Below are 18,242 nucleotides of genomic sequence, written 5' to 3'. Positions count from 1 at the left end.
AACCCCGCGATCAAACGCGGGGTTTTTTTTGTGCCTATCGTTTTGAGTTCAGCGCGCTGCGCGTCTCACTCGTCGATAGCCTTCAGCATGGCCTCGGCTGACGAGACGCGGAACTCGCCCGGGGCCTCGATGTGGATCGCCTTCACGACGCCGTCTTCCGCATAGAGCGCGAAGCGCTTCGCGCGGATGCCCATGCCGTTCTTGGTGCCATCGAGTTCCAGGCCCAGCGCCTTGGCGAAGGTGGCATTGCCATCGGCGAGCATCAGCAGATCGGGCGGCACGCCTTGTGCCTCGCCCCAGGCGTGCATCACGAACGCATCGTTCACCGACATGCAGGCGACCTTGACCCCGCGCTCGCGGTAATCCTCCATGTGCTGGATGAAGCCCGGCAGGTGCTTGTTCGAGCAGGTTGGCGTGAAGGCCCCCGGCACGGCAAACAGCACCACCTTGCCCTGACCCAGCACGTCGAGACTGGAAATGGTCTGGATGCCGTCCTTGAACAGGTTGAGCGAACCGTCCGGTATGCGCTCGCCAATGGCGATGGTCATGGCGTTGCCTCTTTCGCGGGGAAAACGCCAGTGTACGTGAAGGGTGTGGAGCTGAAGGCAAGGCAACCTGACGCCCCGACCACTTGAATCGGACAAGGGCGCTCATATCTTGGATACCAGACGGCCACGGGGCCGAAAAATTCTTGGGAGTCAAAGAGATGAGCCAGCTTCGTCAGGTGTCGTTTCGTCGTGCGCCGGTGTTCGGTGGCGACGTCCGCAACGTGTTCGAACACTTCTTCGGCAATGACATTCCGGCACCGGCTGCCGCGAATGCATGGGCGCCGCGGGTGGACATTCGGGAAGAGGCAGGGCGTTTCCTGATCCTTGCCGACGTGCCGGGCGTCGAGTTGTCCGACATCGAGATCCAGATGGAAAAGAACGTGCTGACGCTCAAGGGCGAGCGGAAGACGTTCACCAGCGAGGCGGAAGGTAAGTTCAGCCGTGTGGAGCGCTCGGTGGGCGCGTTCAAGCGGAGCTTTACGCTGCCGGAAAGCGCCGATGCCGACGGCATCACCGCATCGGGTGGCAATGGGGTGCTGGAAATCGCCATCCCGAAGAAGGCAGAAAGCGCACCACGTCGCATCACCATTAACGCTGCGGGCTAAAACGGCCTAAGCTTGCAGGTCTGGCCCGCGGTGGACGTGTCCACCGCGGGCGTTTCATTTGGGTATTCGACACAAGCCCGGGAGAGCCTGTGGAGTTCAAGGATTATTACGAGACATTAGGGGTCAAGCCCGACGCGACCGACGCCGAGATCAAGGCGGCGTATCGCAAGCTTGCCCGCAAGTATCACCCGGACAAGAACAAGGATCCGGGGGCGGAAGAGAAGTTCAAGGCGGTCAACGAGGCGAATGAGGCACTCAAGGACCCCGAGAAGCGTCGCGCCTACGACCAGTTCCGCGCTGGCGGTTACCGCCAGGGTGAGCAGTTTCGCCCGCCGCCGGGCTGGGGCCAGCAAGGCAACGGGTTCGATTTCGGCGATATGGGTGGCCGCGGCGGCGGCGACTTCAGCGACTTCTTCGAGAGCCTGTTCGGTGGCGGTCGTGGCAGAAGCCAGCAGCCGCAGGCGCGGCGCGGCCGCGACATCCAGGCCAAGATCGAAACCGACATCCAGACGGCCTACAACGGCGGCAAGACACGTGTGGTGCTGAACGACTCCTCGGGCGGCGAGCGCGTGTTGGAGGTCAAGATCCCCGCTGGGATCACTTCGGGCCAGACGATCCGCCTGGCCGGGCAGGGGCACTCCGGTGCCGGTGGTGGCCCGGCAGGCGACCTGCTGCTGGAGATCGGTATTCGCGACGACGCACGCTTCCGCCTGGACGGCCGAACGGTAACGCACGTGTTGCCCATCACGCCCTGGGAAGCCGCGCTCGGCGCCACGGTGCCGGTGCCGACGCTCGGTGGACATGTGGATCTGCGTATCCCGGCCGGCTCGCAGTCGGGGCGCAAGCTGCGCCTCAAGGGCCGTGGGTTGCCCGGGGCCGAACCCGGCGACCAGATCGTGGTGCTGGAAATCCGCGTGCCCGTGCCTGAAACCCATGAGGAGCAGGCGGCCTACGCGGAATTCAAGGATGCGTTCGCGGATTTCGATCCGCGGCGGGGCTGAGTTACCGGGGCCGGCGTTGCCGTATCGCGGCGGCGCCGGCCTGACGCTCGCAGCGCCCAAGGCGCCGTGGCGGGTCAGCCCGGCAGGTGTTCCTTCAAGGCGGCGACCAGTTCCTCTTCCTTGATCGGCTTCACGACATAAGCCTTCGCGCCCTGACGCAGACCCCACACCTTGTCCGTGTCCTGGTCCTTGGTGGTCACCAGGATGATCGGGATGTGCTTGGTGGTGTCTTCCTTGCTGATGGTGCGGGTGGCCTGGAAACCATTGAGGTTGGGCATCACCACGTCCATCAGGATGAGGTCGGGAATCTCACGCTTCGCCACCTCGACGCCTTGCGCGCCGTCCTCGGCGGTGATGGCCTCATGGCCCAGCTTCTCGACGATGCGCTTGATACCGAGAAGCTGCGACGGCGAATCGTCGACGATCAGGATGCGAGCCATTCACTTTCCCCCGGGCCGATGCCCGATGTGTTCTTGCTGATGACGCCGGCCATCCCGGCAGGCGTCTCGGATCCGCGGTGACGAAAATACGTCGCGCGTGGTGCCTTTGGCGAGGGGCCATTCTACCGGGCACCGCGCATGGATCAATGGTGGCACGTCAGACATGTCTCAATGCAAGCGTCAGCCGGCGATACGGACCACGGTGCGGCCGAAGGATCCGCCAGCCAGCATGGTCTCGAAAACGCTCGCTACCTCATGGAGTGCGATCTCTCGCGTGCAGATAACGTCGAGGTGGCGTGGTTTCCATGCGCCGGCAAGTCGCTTCCAGACTTCATCGCGCACGTCCCGGGCGGTGCCAGCGGACGCAACGCCCAGCACGCTCACGCCGCGGATGATGAAGGGCATGACCGTCGTGGACAGCGCGGGGCTGCCGGCCAGGCCGCAGATGGCCGCATTGCCGTAAGGGGCGATCGACGGGAGGAAGCCGGCCAACGTCGCACCGCCGACATTGTCGAGAAGGCCACCGTAGCGGGCGGATTCCATCGGCTTGCCACTGAAGGCGAGTTCGTGGCGATCGAGGCACTGCGCAGCACCGATGCGTCGCAGGAAGTCGAACCGCTCCGGCTTGCCGCTGATCGCATGCACCTCATAGCCCGCACCGCTGAAGATGTCGATGCCGAGCATGCCGACGCCGCCTGTGGCACCGGTGATGGCGATGGGCCCCAGGGCCGGTGTTTGGCGGTTCTCGGTCATCCGTAGCAGCGCCAGCGCGGCAGTGAAGCCGGCGGTGCCGATGATCATGGCCTCGCGCGTGGTAAGCGTGGGTGGAAGCGCCACCGTCCATGCGGCGGGAAGACGGACGTATTCGCTGTACCCGCCGTCGCGCGTTTCGGAGAGCCCGCTGCCGGTGGCGAGCACCTTGTCGCCTTCCTTGAAGGCCGGGTCGGTGGAGGCGACCACGGTGCCCGCGACGTCGATGCCGCCGTTCAAGGGGAACTGGCGAAGGATCTTCCCCTTCCCCGTGCCGGCGAGGGCGTCCTTGTAGTTGACGGACGACCATTCGGCGCGCACCAGCACCTCGCCGGGGCTGAGCGCGTCGATGGACATCGTCTCGATACCGGCATGGTAGCCGGCATCGTCCTGGTGAATACGGAAGGCGCGAAAGGCGGTCATGGCGGTGCCCCCGTTTATCGTTCGACCTGGCTGTCGATCGAGGTGGACGTGATCCACTTCGGCGTATAGGTGGACTCGTACTGCCGCATCCACGTGAACAGCGCATCGATCTCGCTGCCGAACCATACCTGGTCGCGCTGGATCGGCTTGACGAAGCCCTCGCTCACCATGTGGTCCATGCTCGCAGCCAGGCTGCGATAGAACCCACGCACGTCGAGGAAGGCACACGGGTAGCTGTGCAGACCGAGCTGAGCCCAGGTCAGCATCTCGAACATTTCGTCCATCGTGCCGAAGCCGCCGGGCAGGGCGACGAAGGCATCCGAGATCTCGTACATGCGCGTCTTACGCTCGTGCATGGTCTCGACGACCTGCAGTTCCGACAGCCCTGTATGCGCGACTTCCTTCTCCACGAGCTGGCGCGGAATGACACCGACGACGCGACCGCCCGCAGCGAGCGCCGCATCGGCCACCGTACCCATCAGCCCGACCTTGCCGCCGCCGTAGACGAGGGTGATGCCTTCCTGCGCCAGCCGCGTGCCGAATGCCCACGCCGCTTCGGTGTATTCCGGATGTGCGCCGCTGCTCGAACCGCAGTAGACGCAAAGGGATTGGATCTCACGCATGATGCGGTGTCCCGTCTGGTGTGCCGCGTGCCCTTGTGGGAGTCGCCAGATACCCGTAGGAGCCGCCATGGCGGCGAGAGGAGCCCGACTCACCGCTTCATGGCTTCGTTGGCTTCTCGCCGCTATAGCGGCTCCTACAGGTCCGATCGGCAACCGGGGCGATCAGTTGCCCTTGTGGATGGCGCGCTTGTCGACCGCAAGGGCCGCTTCGTGTACCACTTCGGACAGCGCCGGGTGGGCGTGCACGATGCGGGCGAGGTCTTCCGACGAGCCCTTGAACTCCATCGCCACGACGCATTCGTGGATCAGCTCGGACACGACCGGGCCGACCATGTGCACGCCGAGGATGCGATCGGTCTCGGCGTGGGCGATCATCTTCACCTGGCCGATGCCTTCGTTCATGGCGACGGCGCGGCCGTTCGCGGCGAACGGGAAGGCGCCGGTCTTGTACGGCACGCCTTCTTCCTTGAGCTGCTCCTCGGTCTTGCCGACCCAGGCGATTTCCGGCTCGGTGTAGATGACCCAGGGCACGGTGTCGAGGTTGACGTGGCCCGGCTTACCGGCGATCAGCTCGGCCACCATCACGCCTTCTTCGGAGCCCTTGTGCGCGAGCATCGGGCCGCGCACGGCGTCGCCGACAGCCCAGACGCCATCGACGCCGGTGTGGTTGTGTTCGTCCACCACGATGCGGCCGCGCTCGTCGAGCTTCACGCCCGTGTCGTCGGCCAGCAGGCCGGTGGTGTAAGCGCGACGGCCCACGGCCACCAGCAGCTTGTCCACGATCAGCGACTGGGCATTGCCGTCCTTGTCGGTATAACCGACGTGGACTTCGTCACCCTTGACCTCGGCCGAGGTGACCTTGGCGTTGACCTTGATGTCCAGGCCCTGCTTGGCGAACTCGCGGGCGGCCATCTTGGCGATGTCCTGGTCGGCAACGGCCAGGAACTTCGGCAAGGCTTCCAGCACCGTGACGTCGGCGCCGAGGCGCTTCCACACGCTGCCGAGTTCCAGGCCGATCACGCCGGCGCCGATCACGCCAAGGCGCTTCGGGACCTCGGTGAGGTCGAGCGCGCCGGTGTTGTCGATGATGTGCTTGCCGTCGAACTTCGCGAACGGCAGCTCGATCGGCACGGAGCCCGAGGCGAGGATGACGTTGGTGGCCGAGATGGTCTGCACGCTGCCGTCGTTGCCGGTGACTTCGACCTGGTTGCCCTTCAGCAGTTTGCCCTTGCCGAAGAACGACGTGATCTTGTTCGCCTTGAACAGCATCGTCACGCCGCCGGTGAACTGCTTGACGATCTTGTCCTTGCGGCCAATGAAGGTGCCGATGTCGATCTTCGGATTCTCGGCGGTGATGCCGTGATCCTTGAAGTTGTGCGTGAGGTTGTGGAACTGCTTGGAGGAATCCAGCAGCGCCTTGGAGGGGATGCAACCCACGTTGAGGCAGGTACCGCCGAGGGCGGCCTTGCCGTCCTTGCCGACGAAGGCGTCGACCACGGCGGTCTTCAGGCCCAACTGCGCGGCGCGGATCGCGGCCACATAGCCCGCCGGGCCCGCACCGATGACGATGACGTCGAACTTGTCGCTCATTGCTCTTGCTCCGGATGTCACTGCGGTAGTCGTTACCGCCCTATATGGGGGTCCGAACGTGAAAACGGGAGTCTTTCGACTCCCGCCTTCACATTGCGGCTCAACCGGCCATCAGAGGCCGAGCAGCATCCGCTGCGGGTTTTCCAGTTGGTTCTTGATGTCGACCAGGAACAGCACGGCGTCGCGGCCGTCGATGATGCGGTGGTCGTACGACAGCGCGATGTACATCATCGGCGCGGCCACCACCTGGCCGTTCTCCACGACCGGGCGCTCCTTGATCGTGTGCATGCCGAGGATGGCGCTCTGCGGCGGGTTCACGATCGGGGTGGACAGCAGCGAACCGAAGGTGCCGCCGTTGGTGATGGTGAAGGTGCCGCCCTGGAGGTCGTCCAGGCCGAGCTTGCCGTCACGCGCCTTCTTGGCGTAACCGATGATGCCCTTCTCGACGTCCGCGAACGACATGTCCTGCACGTCGCGCAGTACCGGCGTGACCAGGCCCTTGTCAGTGGACACGGCGATCGAGATGTCCTGGTAGCCGTGATAGATGATGTCGCTGCCATCGACCGAGGCATTGATGACCGGATAGCGCTTCAGGGCTTCCGTCGCCGCCTTCACGAAGAAGCTCATGAAGCCGAGCTTCACGCCGTTGGCCTTCTCGAACTGCTCGCCCAGGGCCTTGCGCAGCTTCACCACCTCGGCGAGGTTGACCTCGTTGAACGAGGTGAGCATGGCGATCGAGTTCTTCGACTGCATCAGGCGCTCGGCGATGCGGGTGCGGATGCGGGTCATCGGCACGCGCTCTTCCGGACGGCTGCCCGGGGTCGGCTTCGCGGCCGGAGCGGCGGCGGCCGGGGCCGGCGCGGAGCCGCCCTTGCCGGCGTTGACCAGGTCTTCCTTCGTCACGCGGCCGTCGCGGCCGGTGCCGGCGACCTTGGACGGATCGATGTTTTCTTCCACGGCGACGCGGCGGCCGGCCGGCGACAGTTCGTCGACGCCCTTCGGCGCAGCGGCGGCTTCGGTCTTCTCGGCCTTCGGCGCCTCGGCGGCGGCCGGGGCGGGCGCAGGAGCGGCGGCAGCAGCGCCTTCCTCGATCACCGCAATGACCTGGTTGCTGGTAACGGTGGCGCCTTCCTCGAACTTGATTTCCTTCAGCACGCCGTCGACCGGCGCCGGGACTTCGAGGACGACCTTGTCGGTCTCGAGGTCGAGCAGGTTCTCGTCGCGCTTGACCGCATCACCGGCCTTCTTGTGCCAGGTGGCGATGAGCGCGTCGGAGACCGACTCGGGCAGGACCGGGACTTTGACTTCGATGGACATGCTTGTCTTACTCCGCTGCGTGATCGGTGCCGACCGGCGCGACGAGCGCCTGTTCGACGAGCGCCGTCTGTTCGGCGACATGAGTGTTGAGGTGACCCGCGGCCGGGGCCGGCGAACGAGCGCGTCCTGCATAGGACAGGCTGTGCTTCGGTCCCACGCAGGCCTGCAGGTGGTGACGGATCTGGAACCAGGCGCCCTGGTTCATCGGTTCTTCCTGGCACCACACCACTTCCTTCGCGGAAGGGTACTTTTCCAGTTCGGCCGTGACTTCCGGGCGCGGGAACGGGTAGAGCTGCTCGACGCGGACGATGGCGACGTCGGTCAACTGGCGCTTCTCGGCGTCTTCCAGCAGGTCGTAGTAGACCTTGCCCGAGCAAAGCACGACGCGCTTGACCTTCTTGGCCTGCAGATCGCGATGCTCGCCGATTACCAGCTGGAAGCGGCCGTTCGCCAGTTCGTCCAGCGAGGACACCGCGAGCTTGTGGCGCAGCAGAGACTTGGGCGTCATCACGATCAGCGGCTTGCGCACCGGGCGCACCTGCTGGCGGCGGATCATGTGGAACGCCTGCGCCGGGGTGGTGGGCACGCAGACCTGCATGTTGTCGAGCGCGCAGAGCTGCAGGAAGCGCTCAAGGCGGGCGGAGGAGTGCTCCGGACCCTGGCCTTCATAGCCGTGGGGCAGGAACAGCGCGAGGCCGCAGAGGCGGTCCCACTTGGCTTCGCCGGAGCTGATGAACTGGTCGATCACGACCTGCGCACCGTTGGCGAAGTCGCCGAACTGGCCTTCCCAGATGGTGAGCTGGTCGGGCGCCGTGGTGGCTTCGCCGTACTCGAAGGCCATCACGGCTTCCTCGGAGAGCAGCGAGTCGATGACTTCGACGCGTGCGTCAGCGCGAACCTTGGACAACGGCATGTACGTGTCGTCGGAGCTCTGGTCGTGCAGCACGGCGTGGCGATGGAAGAAGGTGCCGCGACCGGCGTCCTGACCCACCACGCGCAGGTCGTAGCCTTCGGCGATCAGCGTGCCGTAGGCGAGGTTTTCGGCGAAGCCCCAGTCGCCCGGCAACTCGCCCGCAGCCATCTTGCGACGGTCTTCGTAGATCTTGGCGACGCGCGGATGCAGGGTCACGTTGGACGGGACATCAAGGATGACGTCGAGCACCTTGCCCATCTGCTCGCGCGAGACGGCGGTGCTGACTTCCATGGACAGGCTGTTCTTCTGGAAGCGGCTCCAGTCCACCGGAATGTCGCGGGTCGGCTGGGGATCGATCGCGATCAGGGGCTCGCCCTTTTCCAGCCGTGCGCGGTAATCGTCGAGCATCTTCTGGCCGTCGTCGGCGCCGATGGTCGATTCCTTCACCAGCCGCTGCGCATACAGGTCGCGCGTAGTGGGGCGCTTACGAATGATCTGGTACATCAGCGGCTGCGTGGCCGCCGGCTCGTCGGCCTCGTTGTGACCGTGGCGGCGATAGCAGACGAGGTCGATCACCACGTCCTTCTTGAAGCGCTTGCGGAACTCGTAAGCGAGGCGGGTGACCTGGATCACCGCTTCCGGATCGTCGCCGTTCACGTGGAACACCGGCGCGTTGACCATCTTCGCGAGATCGGTGCAGTACAGCGTGGAGCGGGCGTCCTCGCGCTTGGAGGTGGTGAAACCGACCTGGTTGTTCACCACCAGGTGCAGCGTGCCGCCGATGGCGAAGCCGCGCGCCTGCGACATCTGCATCAGTTCCATGTTGACGCCCTGGCCCGCGAAGGCGGCGTCACCGTGGATGAGCATGGCGATGGACTTCTCGCGCGCCGTGTCGCGGCGACGCGACTGGCGCGCATGCACCGAGCCAGCCACCACGGGGTTGACGATTTCCAGGTGCGACGGGTTGAAGGCCAGGGCCACGTGCACGCCGCCGTTCGGCGTCTTGACGTCGGCCGAGAAGCCCATGTGGTACTTCACGTCGCCGGAGTGGATCGGGCTGTCGTCGTGCTCGAACTTGCCTTCGAACTCGTTGAAGAGCTGCGACGGGGCCTTGCCGAGAATGTTCACCAGCACGTTGAGGCGCCCGCGATGGGCCATGCCGATCACGATTTCCTTGACCCCGTTGTCGCCCGCGGCGCGAACCACGTCGTCCACCATCGGGATCAGGCTGTCGCCGCCTTCGAGCGAGAAACGCTTCTGGCCGACGTACTTGGTGTGCAGGTAGCGCTCCAGGCCCTCGGCGGCAGTCAGCGCCTCGAGCACGCGCACCTTCTCGGGCTTCTGCAGGCCCGGCGAGCCGCCGGCCTGTTCGAGGCGCGAGTGGATCCATGCGCGCTGGTCGTGGTCGGCGATGTACATGAACTCGGCACCCACGGTGCCGGTGTAGATCTGCTTCAGCTTGGCGAGCAGATCGCGGAGCTTCATGCGGTGGCCGCCACCGGCAAAGCTGCCGGCGTCGAACTCGGTGTCGAGGTCGCCATCGGACAGGCCGTGGAAGGCGAGGCCGAGGTCCGGAGTGTCGATGTCGGGGACGGTCAGGCCGAGGGGATCGAGCTGGGCGGCGATGTGACCGCGCGACCGATAGGCCGTGAGCAGGCGGAGCACACCGGCCTGCTTCTGCGCGTAGGCGTTGTCGACCGGACCGGCCGAGACCGCTGCGCTACGACGCTGTTTCTGCGCCGCCTCGATACGGGCGATGGCGCCGGAGTGGGGGACGTCGCCGGCCTCACGGCCCTTCAGCGACTTGAAATAGCCATCCCATTCCGCCGGAACGGCGCTCGGGTCGGCCAGCCAGGCTTCGTAGACTTGCTCCACGTAGTCGGCGTTGCCGCCGGCGAGTTGGGAGGATTCGAAGAACTCGCGGATCAGGTTTGCGCTCACGTCACCACCGGCACACGAAAAGGACGGGCCGCCGCTCGGCATGTGGGGATCGCCCGCGGCAAAGAATCCGTTAATTATAGCCTCGTGCTGCTGCGCCGCGCCAACCTATTCGGCGCCGCGCCGACGGGCTCCGTGGGCGAGTGGTCTTATCTGCGCGTCGGGCTTTGTCCGCGCAAGAACGCGGCCGGCATGGGCGGCCAAACAAGAGGTCTCGCCGTAGGGAAGAGAGGTCGGTCCCTGGCCGTGGCCTGAACGCACCGCCACCGGCGTGGCGGGGTCAGGGGGGCAGCCAGGGCTGATTTCTAGCTTAAGTCAGGATAAGGCGGACGAGCTGGGTCATGACCGTGTGGCCGATATTCGGCTCCCACAAGATGACCAGATCACTGAGAAGGAGCGTTTTCCGCTCTTGCCCTTGAACGAAAGAGGAGGAGAGGGAAGGGGTGTTTGGATTTAGCACCGGCCGGGCCACAATCATCACGCCCCCGTGCCCAAACGTCGTGTCCAGCGATCCATGGCGATCGACTCTAGCCACGTACAGAAACGAGTCCAATCCGTCTTGCCAGGGGCCTCGGAGAATAATTTTGTCGTCCTGCGTGGCAAGCGAGAAGATGACGCCATCGAAAACGAAGATCTTGCCACCGTTGAACTCGTCGTCCAGCGAGCCATCCGCGCGTATTCTTGCGATCCATCCAAATGACCGATGTGCGGTGTAGAGCGGACCGCCGACCACTACGGAGTCGTCGCGATCAGACAGCGCAATGGCATGGGCGCGCATGCCGGAGTAATCGGGATGGCGGAGCATTGCGTATCCTTCGTTGCCAAACGATGTGTCGACACTGCCGTCCGCGTTCAGCCGTGCCAGAACGGCGTGCCGGCTTTTGGCGGAGTCTCCAGCAAGAAAGAGTTTATCGTCCTTAAGAACGGCGATCTTCAGGAAAGCCACGTGCTTAGGTAGACCGGAGACCATCCCTCCTTTTCCGAATTCCGTATCCAGTTGCCCTTGACGGGTCAGCCTGACCACCCGCGGTTCCTCGTCCCATACGAAATAGTCGATGAGGACGAATAACGCCACGACGATCCGGTCGTCGGGCTGGATGGCGAAGTCGTAGAAGGTGTTGGCGTCGAGCTTTTCCTTGAAATGAATCAACGCGATACCAGCATTGCCGAACGATGTGTCGAGGTCGCCTTCCGACGTCATGCGCACGACGATTGGGGTTCCTGCGCCCGGGGAGAGCAGCATGCCGCCGATGATGAGGCATCCATCCGACTGCACTCCCGCCTTGAAAATCTCGACTCTCCCGCTGAGGGACAGGTCCACAATCTTTCCCTCGGGGGGAAAGGATTCGTCTGGCGCGCCATCTTCCAGCAATCGCTGGACTTTGATCCTCGCCATCCCTGTCGGTTGGGGTTCTGTCAGGATCCAATGTTTGCCGTTGCCCGTCGGGAGCCCCACACCGCGCGCAGCCTCCGTCAGAAACCCATTGTTCGCGAACGATGTATCGAGATCTCCTGGCCTCGCGGCCTTGTGCGAGGCCTTCGCTTCAACGTCAGGCATGAGCAGATCCTCCCATCCCGCCATTCTTTCAGAGAATTTTCCCCATCGTCCGGGAGAGAGCTTGATGTCGCCGGGGCGAAGCATGTTGATGATCTCGCGCATGGGAATCCTCCTTGATGAATCGTGCGATGCACGCTATGGCGCTGGTTCCCGCGCCGGTATATAGCCTTCGTTGTCATCGCGTCTATTGCGCTACCCAGTCCGGCGGGTTGCAATGCGATATATGGGCAGGACAGTGTTGGATGGATCGGTGAGCGGTTCTCGGCAGCGTGAATGCGAACCGACATGCTGAAGCCGGGCCGCCCACCGTGGTTCATCAAAGGATGATGCGGAGCAGTTGAGTGTCGAAGTCCTCATCTAACTGGTTGACGTTGCTGACGAGCAATTTCCTTTGTTCCTGTCCTGCACTCTCGATGTGGATGTTGGCATATTGAGAGGACAATCCGTTTTGTACAGGTCGCTCATAGATCACGAAGCCGTCGTCGCCGAATGTCGGATCGGGTAGGCCATCAGGTCTGATCCGGCCTACGATCAAGCGCGCAGATGGCCCTCGGCGCGCGGTACCTTGGAAAACGATCTTGTCGTCCTGCGTTGCGATCTCGTCGACCCAATCGTTGGTGAAGAATAAGATCCGACCGCGGTTGAACCGCGGGTCGAGGTGACCGCTCGAAAGGATGCGTGCTATGAAGCCACCAGCTACTCCCTCGTGGGAGTCCGCGTAGCCGCCGACCACTACGGAGCCGTCACTTTTTTGGAATTCCGCAGCCGCGACGGCTCCCATGCGTCGATAGAGCGGGTGGCTTAGTCGGACGATACCCTCCTCGCCAAACGTTCGGTCGACTCTGCCGTCTGCGTGTAAGCGCATCACAACGGCGTCCTCGTCAGTTGCTGACAATCCGTGCAATAACAGTTTCTTGTTACTGAGGGCTAAAGTTCCGAACATATACACTTGCGCGGGCAGATCGTAAGCGACTCCAAATTTTGCAAAATCGACATCTAGGGCGCCGTCTGCGTTCAACCTGATGATTCGTGGGAAACTCTTCACTCTCCAAGATGCCATCGCCGTGACGATGATCTTGTCATCGGGCTGCACTGCAATGTCGTATAGAGTGGTCCTCAAGGGGTTCCCTGATAGTTGGATCAACTTGATGCCCTCGTTGCCGAACGAGAGGTCGAGTTCTCCTTCCTTGTTGATGCGCGCAACAAATACGGCCCGTTCGTCCGGTGCGTCCGTGAAATAGATGTAGCCGGCGACGATAATGTTCCCGCTTGACTGCAATACCGCATTCGTTAGTTGAGTGTGATCGGCGAATGGATGCAGATCTACGATCTTTCCTCCGAGGGCGAAGTCAGGATCCGGCGACCCGTAGCTCAAGAGACGAATCACATGCAATCGCGGGCCCCTGCCCACCAGGTTTAACTTAGAAACCACCCAGTATCTCCCGTCTCCGGTCGGTAATCCGATGCCGATGGAGGGGCGGGTCACCACTCCTTTGTTCCCAAATGACGTATCCAGGTCGCCTGGCTTTACGTCATCAATGACGTCTCCTGGCCCCGCCTGCTGTGCAAGCAGGTCTTCAGGGCGGATGAACCGTTCAGGGAATTGTTTGCTCTCGCCGAAGAATGGATTGATGTCGCCGGGGCGAAGCATATCGATGATCTCGCGCATGGGAATCCTCCTTGATGAATCGTGTGATGCGCGCTATGGCGCGTTTCCTTGCGCCGGTATAAAGCGTTCGATATAAGCGCAGGTTACAGGCGAAGTTGTTCACGGCTTCGCCTGTCGGCTGAATGTAGAAGCTAACGCCCGGGCGGCAAGGGCCCCTCCTCAGGACAGCAGGAAGCGGACGAGTTGGGTTACGAGCTTTGGTTGCTTGTCGCCCACCACGACCGCGCTGCTGACAAGGAGCGTCTTTTTGTCTTGTCCGTTAACGAAGATGTGGTGCCGCCGCCAGATGTCCCTTGTTGTGGCGATGTGAGGCGGTGCAATCACTATGCCGTCCTCGCCGAACTCGGTATCCGGCGATCCGTCCCTATCGAGCCGACCCAGGTACATCGACGAAGCGTCCGATGCATTATCGCGATAGCCTTGCAAAATGACTTGGCTGCCCTGTGTCGCAAGCGCGACGACGGGATCGTTGACAAATAGTGGCTTTCCGCCATTGAAATCAGCGTCTGGCGTCCCGTCCGAATGGAGCGCCACTATCCACCCGCCGGTTGGTTCGGCGCCCGTTATGAAGAGGCCACCTACGACCATGGAATCATCGTCGTCGAACAACGCGATTGTATTGACGTCTGCTCTACCTTCCACGCCTTGGTTGACATAATCAAGGCGCTTGATGCCAAGGTCGCCAAAATGCCTATCGATTTCGCCTTCTGCGGTCAGTCGGACCAGGACTGGATATGGTGTTTCCGCGCGAGCGTACATCCCCCCCATCAGCAATGCGTTGTCCTTGAGGCTCACTATCTTCAGGAACAATACTTCCTCGGGGAGATCATGGAATACACCATGCCTTCCAAAAGTCGCGTCCATTTGTCCTCTGGCGGTCAATCGGATCACCTTCGACCACGTCTTATTGCTAGGCAGCAACCCACTATTAGTCGCCAGTACGACGATCTTGCCATCGGGTTGGATGACGACGTCTCGATACGACTTGTTTTCAGCTTGAACGCTTGCGTCGTAGTAGAGCGGCTTGATACCGCCTTCAGCGAATGAGGGATCGATATCTCCTTCCGCGTTGATGCGCATAACGTAAGGAAATGAAGTCCCTATTTTTGGATCATAGAGCGTGCCGCAGAGAACGATTTTCGCGTTCGACTGCTCGACGGCTTTGTAAAGATTGTTAGCACCCATGAGATTGGGGAAACGTACGGTCGTTCCCCCGGACGGGAAGGCGGGATCGGGCGAGCCATCGTTCAATAGTCGTACGATTTCCACAAGTGGTGGATTTCCTGCGCTCTCCTCTCTGAAGAGCCAGTACTTTCCATCGCTAGCGGGCAGCCCGACGCCATAACCGGGATACCCCAGGCGCCCGTCCTTCCCGAAGGACAGGTCGATGTCATCGGGGCGAAGCATGTCGATGATCTTGCGCATGGGAATCCTCCTTGATGAACCGTGTGATGCACGCTATGGCGCTGGTTCCTGCGCCGGAATAAAGCTTTCGCTGTAATGCATATGGACCGTCCAGGCACTCGTCTCGCGGTCGACCCTTGCACATCTCCCATCCCCCTCTGTTGGGAATGCGACCCCAGACGCCGTCCTAGTCCGCTACGCGGGCTCCACAGTGGCCTACGGCTGCAATTCTTCAGTAAGTAAGAAGCGAACGAGTTGGGTCAGTACCTCGAGCCCGTCGTCCACCACGCTGCTGACGAAGAGCGTCTTCTTGTCCTGCCCGCGAACGACGACGTAGTGACGCTTCCAAAGGTCGTTTGTAGCAAGTACATAAGACGGCGCACGCACTATGCCGTCTTCGCCGAACGTCTCATCCAGCGCTCCCTCACTATTGACCCGACCCAGGTACATGGAAGAGACGCCCGATGAGTTGCGATAGCCTTGCAAGATGGCCTTGTCGTCCTGTGTTCCCAACGCACTGACGGGGACGTCGACAAACAATGGCTTACCCTCGTTGAATCCGCGATCGGGTATTCCGCTCGGGGTCAGCTTCATTATCCATCCGCCGATCGACTCGCTTCTGATAGTGAAGCGGCCACCTACCACCATGGAGTCATCCACGTTGAAAAATGCGATTCCACCGAATTCTGCGCTGCCTGTGAGATCTTGAAAGACATAATCCAATCTGACGGTGCCATTGTCGCCAAAGTCAGGGTCGAGTTTCCCGTCTGCCATCAGTCGTGTCAGAACCGTATACTCCTGTATCCCTCGAATGCTGTGTCCGGAAAGCAGCAGACGGTTGTTTTTGAGGATCGCAATTTTTTCGAAAACGACGTCCTCGGGGAGGTCGTAGACGACGCCAGTCGTTCCAAAACCGGCATCTTCGCTGCCGTTCGTCTCGTTCAGCCGGATCACCCGGTACGCCACATTGGTCTCCAACATACCGGATGCCAGTACGACCAACTTACCGTCTGGCTGAATCACAGAGTCCTCGTAACGTTTGCCCGAATTAGGACGGCCAGGGTCGAATTGAATTTGCTTCATGCCCATCATGCCGAAGGAAGTATCGAGTCTCCCTTGCGCATCGATGCACATAGCGTATGGAAATGAAGGATTGGATTCGGGGTGGAGCGTGCCGTAGAGAATGATTCTCCCGTTCGGCTGCTCGGCTGCTTTGTAGAGGTTATTTCCACCTCGATAAGGAGGAGTAACGCTGCCGGGAGTGAAGTCCTTGTCTTCCGAACCATCGCTCATGAATCGCGCGACGGTCACCGCCTGCTCTGTCCGCTTCTCTCCAAAGACCCAAATTTTTTCATCGCTAGTAGGCAGCCCGATGCCATCCCCGGGGAAAGTCATGCGTCCATCGTTGTCGAAGGACAAGTCGATGTCTCCAGGCCTAACCTTTTTTGATTTATCGTTCTTACTCTCGTTCATATGAACCTTCCTTGGTCAATCGCTGGGGTGTATGCGGCCACGGAATATGTCATTACAAGCCCTGCGTCTCCGCGGATTCGCTTCACTGGGCTATTCGCGTGAGGTCGAGGGACGGACTGGCCGGTTAGGGGGACGCCGGGTAGGTCTCGGATTCACGGGCGACCACGTTGATATTCCGTGGGCCACCAATGTACCGAGGCATGTTCCGTCTCGAATCCACCTTTTGTCGTAGTCCGCAAACCTTCGCCACGCCGATCCGGCAACCGCAGCGCGACGCGACTGAGCGCAAAACCACGTTGGGAATCAAATACCCAGCGGTCGTATCTGCCAGGCGGGCTCGGCCCGCTCCCACACGTCGTCAAAATAGGCGGTCAAGCGAGCGGTCTCGCCGGGCTCGCCGAGCGAACCGCGGGCTTCGTAGCGCGTGGCCACCGGCCGGAACAGAAAGCCGCTGACGTGATCGACGACGAAGGCCGATCCGTAGCGGAGCTGGGCGTCCTCGGTCGGAACGCGCAGCGTGATCGCGGTGGGCAGGCGCTGGGCGAGGGCGATCAGACGATGCCCCTCGCGATGGGCGCGCTCGGCGTCATGGGTCAGTACGCGGATCTGCGCCTGCCGGCCGCTGGTGGCGATGCGGCGCAACTCGGTCAGGGCCTCGTCGTCATCCAGCACGCCGGACTCGATGATCGGTAGATAAAGAGATACGCGGTGGCGGGCCTGGGCGAGCAGACGCACATGCGCGGCGCCGAGCGCCGCCTTGTCATCCGCTACCAGGCTCGCCGGGTCGTTCACCGGCGGCGGGCCTTGCGCACGGCGAGCTGCCCGTCGTTGAGCAGCGCCAGTAGTACGGCCTTCTCCGGCCCGGACGGCGTGCGGTCGAAGCTCAGTTCGCGTTCGCCTGACAACCGCTCGGCGAGCGCCGCTGGGCATTCGTAGGCCTGACCGCTGACGTACAGCGTGGCTTCGTTACGGCCTTTTACCCAGGCCACGCGGGCGTAGGGGTGGCGCATGAGGGTAGCGCCGCTCGCCAGCGCCTTGTCGAAGGCGGTCTCGGTGAGGGCCTTCGGGGGGGCGGCTGCCACCTGAGCGTTGCGGTACCGGGTGATGAAGCGACCGAACCAGTCGGAGAGCAGGTCGCGGTCGAGGGCTGCCGCGAATGGCAGCGCCTGGCGAAGGCGATTCAGCGCCGCCGTGTCGATTTCCCCAGCCCGCTTGGCAGGGGTAAGGTCGGGATCGGCGTAGCGCAGTTCATCGGGCATCCGCTCGGCGAGGAAATCGGCCAGATCACCGGTCAGTTCGGCCTGGGAGGGCGCGCGCATACCGACGGAAATCGTCATGCAGTTGCCGATGGCGACGCCGTCGTGAGGGACGCCGGGGGGCAGATAGAGCATGTCACCCGGTTCAAGCAGCCATTCGTGGGTTGGCTCGAACACCTTCAATTGCTTCAGCTCGACGTCCTCGCGGAAATCGAGCGGCGCATCGGGGTCGTCACTGATCGCCCAGTGCCGCTCGCCGATGCCCTGGAGCAGAAAGACGTCGTACTGGTCCACGTGCGCTCCCACACCGCCACCGTCCTCGGCATAGGAAATCATGATGTCGTCGAGACGCCAGCTCGGAAGGAAGGTGAAGTGCTCAAGCAATGCAGCCACGTCGGCGTCCCACTTGTCGACGTCCTGCACCAGCAGCGTCCAGTCGCGCTTCGGCGTCTTACCGAACTCGGCCTCGGCGAACGGGCCGTTCTTGACCGTCCAGCGATCGCGCTTCTCGTCATGGATGATGAGGCGTGCCAAGGCACCTTCCTCGCACGCGAGGCCGGCGAGGTCGTTCGGCTCGATCGGCGCCTGGAAATCGGGGAACGCGTTGCGGATGAGCAGGGGGCGTTTCTGCCAGTAATCGCGCAGGAACTGCGCCGCGCTCATGCCGAGCGGCTGGTTGGCGTTGCCGCGCACCTCGATCGGGAGCGGCTTGCGGGTGGGGGTCATGGCCATGT

Annotated in this window: 15 protein-coding genes; 2 read left to right on the top strand and 13 right to left on the bottom strand. The window is 62.5% G+C overall.

The genetic code is table 11. The features are described 5' to 3' along the window. Positions 1 to 65: 65 nt before the first annotated feature. Positions 66 to 548, bottom strand: coding sequence for a peroxiredoxin (locus tag IM816_RS10830; RefSeq protein ID WP_250338091.1), 483 nt, complete (start codon positions 546 to 548; stop codon positions 66 to 68). Between the two features lie 158 nt (positions 549 to 706). Between IM816_RS10830 and IM816_RS10825 the strand changes: the two genes are divergently transcribed. Both IM816_RS10825 and IM816_RS10820 read left to right on the top strand, forming a co-directional pair. Further along, on the top strand, positions 707 to 1,153 hold the full coding sequence (locus tag IM816_RS10825; RefSeq protein WP_250338090.1) for an Hsp20/alpha crystallin family protein: 447 nt from the start codon (positions 707 to 709) through the stop codon (positions 1,151 to 1,153). A gap of 89 nt (positions 1,154 to 1,242) precedes the next feature. Next, positions 1,243 to 2,154, top strand: coding sequence for a DnaJ C-terminal domain-containing protein (locus tag IM816_RS10820; protein WP_250338089.1), 912 nt, complete (start codon positions 1,243 to 1,245; stop codon positions 2,152 to 2,154). A 74-nt stretch (positions 2,155 to 2,228) separates the two neighbouring features. Here IM816_RS10820 and pilH read toward each other — a convergent pair whose 3' ends face one another. The 12 genes from pilH to IM816_RS10760 form a co-directional block, all read right to left on the bottom strand. Next, on the bottom strand, positions 2,229 to 2,594 hold the full coding sequence (gene pilH, locus IM816_RS10815) for a twitching motility response regulator PilH (RefSeq protein ID WP_072321285.1): 366 nt from the start codon (positions 2,592 to 2,594) through the stop codon (positions 2,229 to 2,231). Between the two features lie 180 nt (positions 2,595 to 2,774). Continuing rightward, positions 2,775 to 3,767: an acrylyl-CoA reductase family protein gene (locus tag IM816_RS10810; RefSeq protein WP_250338088.1), complete on the bottom strand. Its 993-nt coding sequence runs from the start codon at positions 3,765 to 3,767 to the stop codon at positions 2,775 to 2,777. Between the two features lie 14 nt (positions 3,768 to 3,781). After that, on the bottom strand, positions 3,782 to 4,390 hold the full coding sequence (locus IM816_RS10805) for an LOG family protein (RefSeq protein WP_072321283.1): 609 nt from the start codon (positions 4,388 to 4,390) through the stop codon (positions 3,782 to 3,784). Positions 4,391 to 4,552: 162 nt separating this feature from the next. Further along, a complete protein-coding gene (gene lpdA / locus IM816_RS10800; protein ID WP_250338087.1) occupies positions 4,553 to 5,980 on the bottom strand; it encodes a dihydrolipoyl dehydrogenase in 1,428 nt (475 codons plus the stop codon). A gap of 111 nt (positions 5,981 to 6,091) precedes the next feature. Further along, a complete protein-coding gene (gene odhB, locus IM816_RS10795; RefSeq protein ID WP_072321281.1) occupies positions 6,092 to 7,297 on the bottom strand; it encodes a 2-oxoglutarate dehydrogenase complex dihydrolipoyllysine-residue succinyltransferase in 1,206 nt (401 codons plus the stop codon). Positions 7,298 to 7,304: 7 nt separating this feature from the next. After that, on the bottom strand, positions 7,305 to 10,151 hold the full coding sequence (locus tag IM816_RS10790) for a 2-oxoglutarate dehydrogenase E1 component (protein WP_250338086.1): 2,847 nt from the start codon (positions 10,149 to 10,151) through the stop codon (positions 7,305 to 7,307). 307 nt (positions 10,152 to 10,458) lie between these two features. Then, the gene (locus IM816_RS10785) at positions 10,459 to 11,808 is read right to left on the bottom strand and encodes an NHL repeat-containing protein (protein WP_250338085.1); all 1,350 of its coding nucleotides are present in this window, start codon (positions 11,806 to 11,808) and stop codon (positions 10,459 to 10,461) included. A 214-nt stretch (positions 11,809 to 12,022) separates the two neighbouring features. Further along, complete coding sequence (locus IM816_RS10780) at positions 12,023 to 13,375, bottom strand: hypothetical protein (protein ID WP_250338084.1); 1,353 nt, start codon at positions 13,373 to 13,375, stop codon at positions 12,023 to 12,025. Positions 13,376 to 13,534: 159 nt separating this feature from the next. Further along, entirely contained in the window at positions 13,535 to 14,800 is a 1,266-nt protein-coding gene (locus IM816_RS10775) for an NHL repeat-containing protein (protein ID WP_250338083.1), read from the bottom strand. Positions 14,801 to 14,995: 195 nt separating this feature from the next. After that, on the bottom strand, positions 14,996 to 16,252 hold the full coding sequence (locus IM816_RS10770; RefSeq protein ID WP_250338082.1) for an NHL repeat-containing protein: 1,257 nt from the start codon (positions 16,250 to 16,252) through the stop codon (positions 14,996 to 14,998). 303 nt (positions 16,253 to 16,555) lie between these two features. Beyond that, positions 16,556 to 17,044, bottom strand: coding sequence for a DUF7931 domain-containing protein (locus IM816_RS10765; RefSeq protein WP_250338081.1), 489 nt, complete (start codon positions 17,042 to 17,044; stop codon positions 16,556 to 16,558). Next, the gene (locus IM816_RS10760; RefSeq protein ID WP_250340743.1) at positions 17,041 to 18,234 is read right to left on the bottom strand and encodes a cupin domain-containing protein; all 1,194 of its coding nucleotides are present in this window, start codon (positions 18,232 to 18,234) and stop codon (positions 17,041 to 17,043) included. The genes IM816_RS10765 and IM816_RS10760 overlap by 4 nt, the downstream gene beginning before the upstream one ends. Between the last annotated feature and the right edge of the window lie 8 nt (positions 18,235 to 18,242).

This window comes from Luteibacter flocculans, from assembly GCF_023612255.1.
GTDB classification, from domain to species: domain Bacteria; phylum Pseudomonadota; class Gammaproteobacteria; order Xanthomonadales; family Rhodanobacteraceae; genus Luteibacter; species Luteibacter flocculans.
Note: the sequence above shows the minus strand (reverse complement) of the source record. Positions and strands in the feature narration are given on the sequence as shown.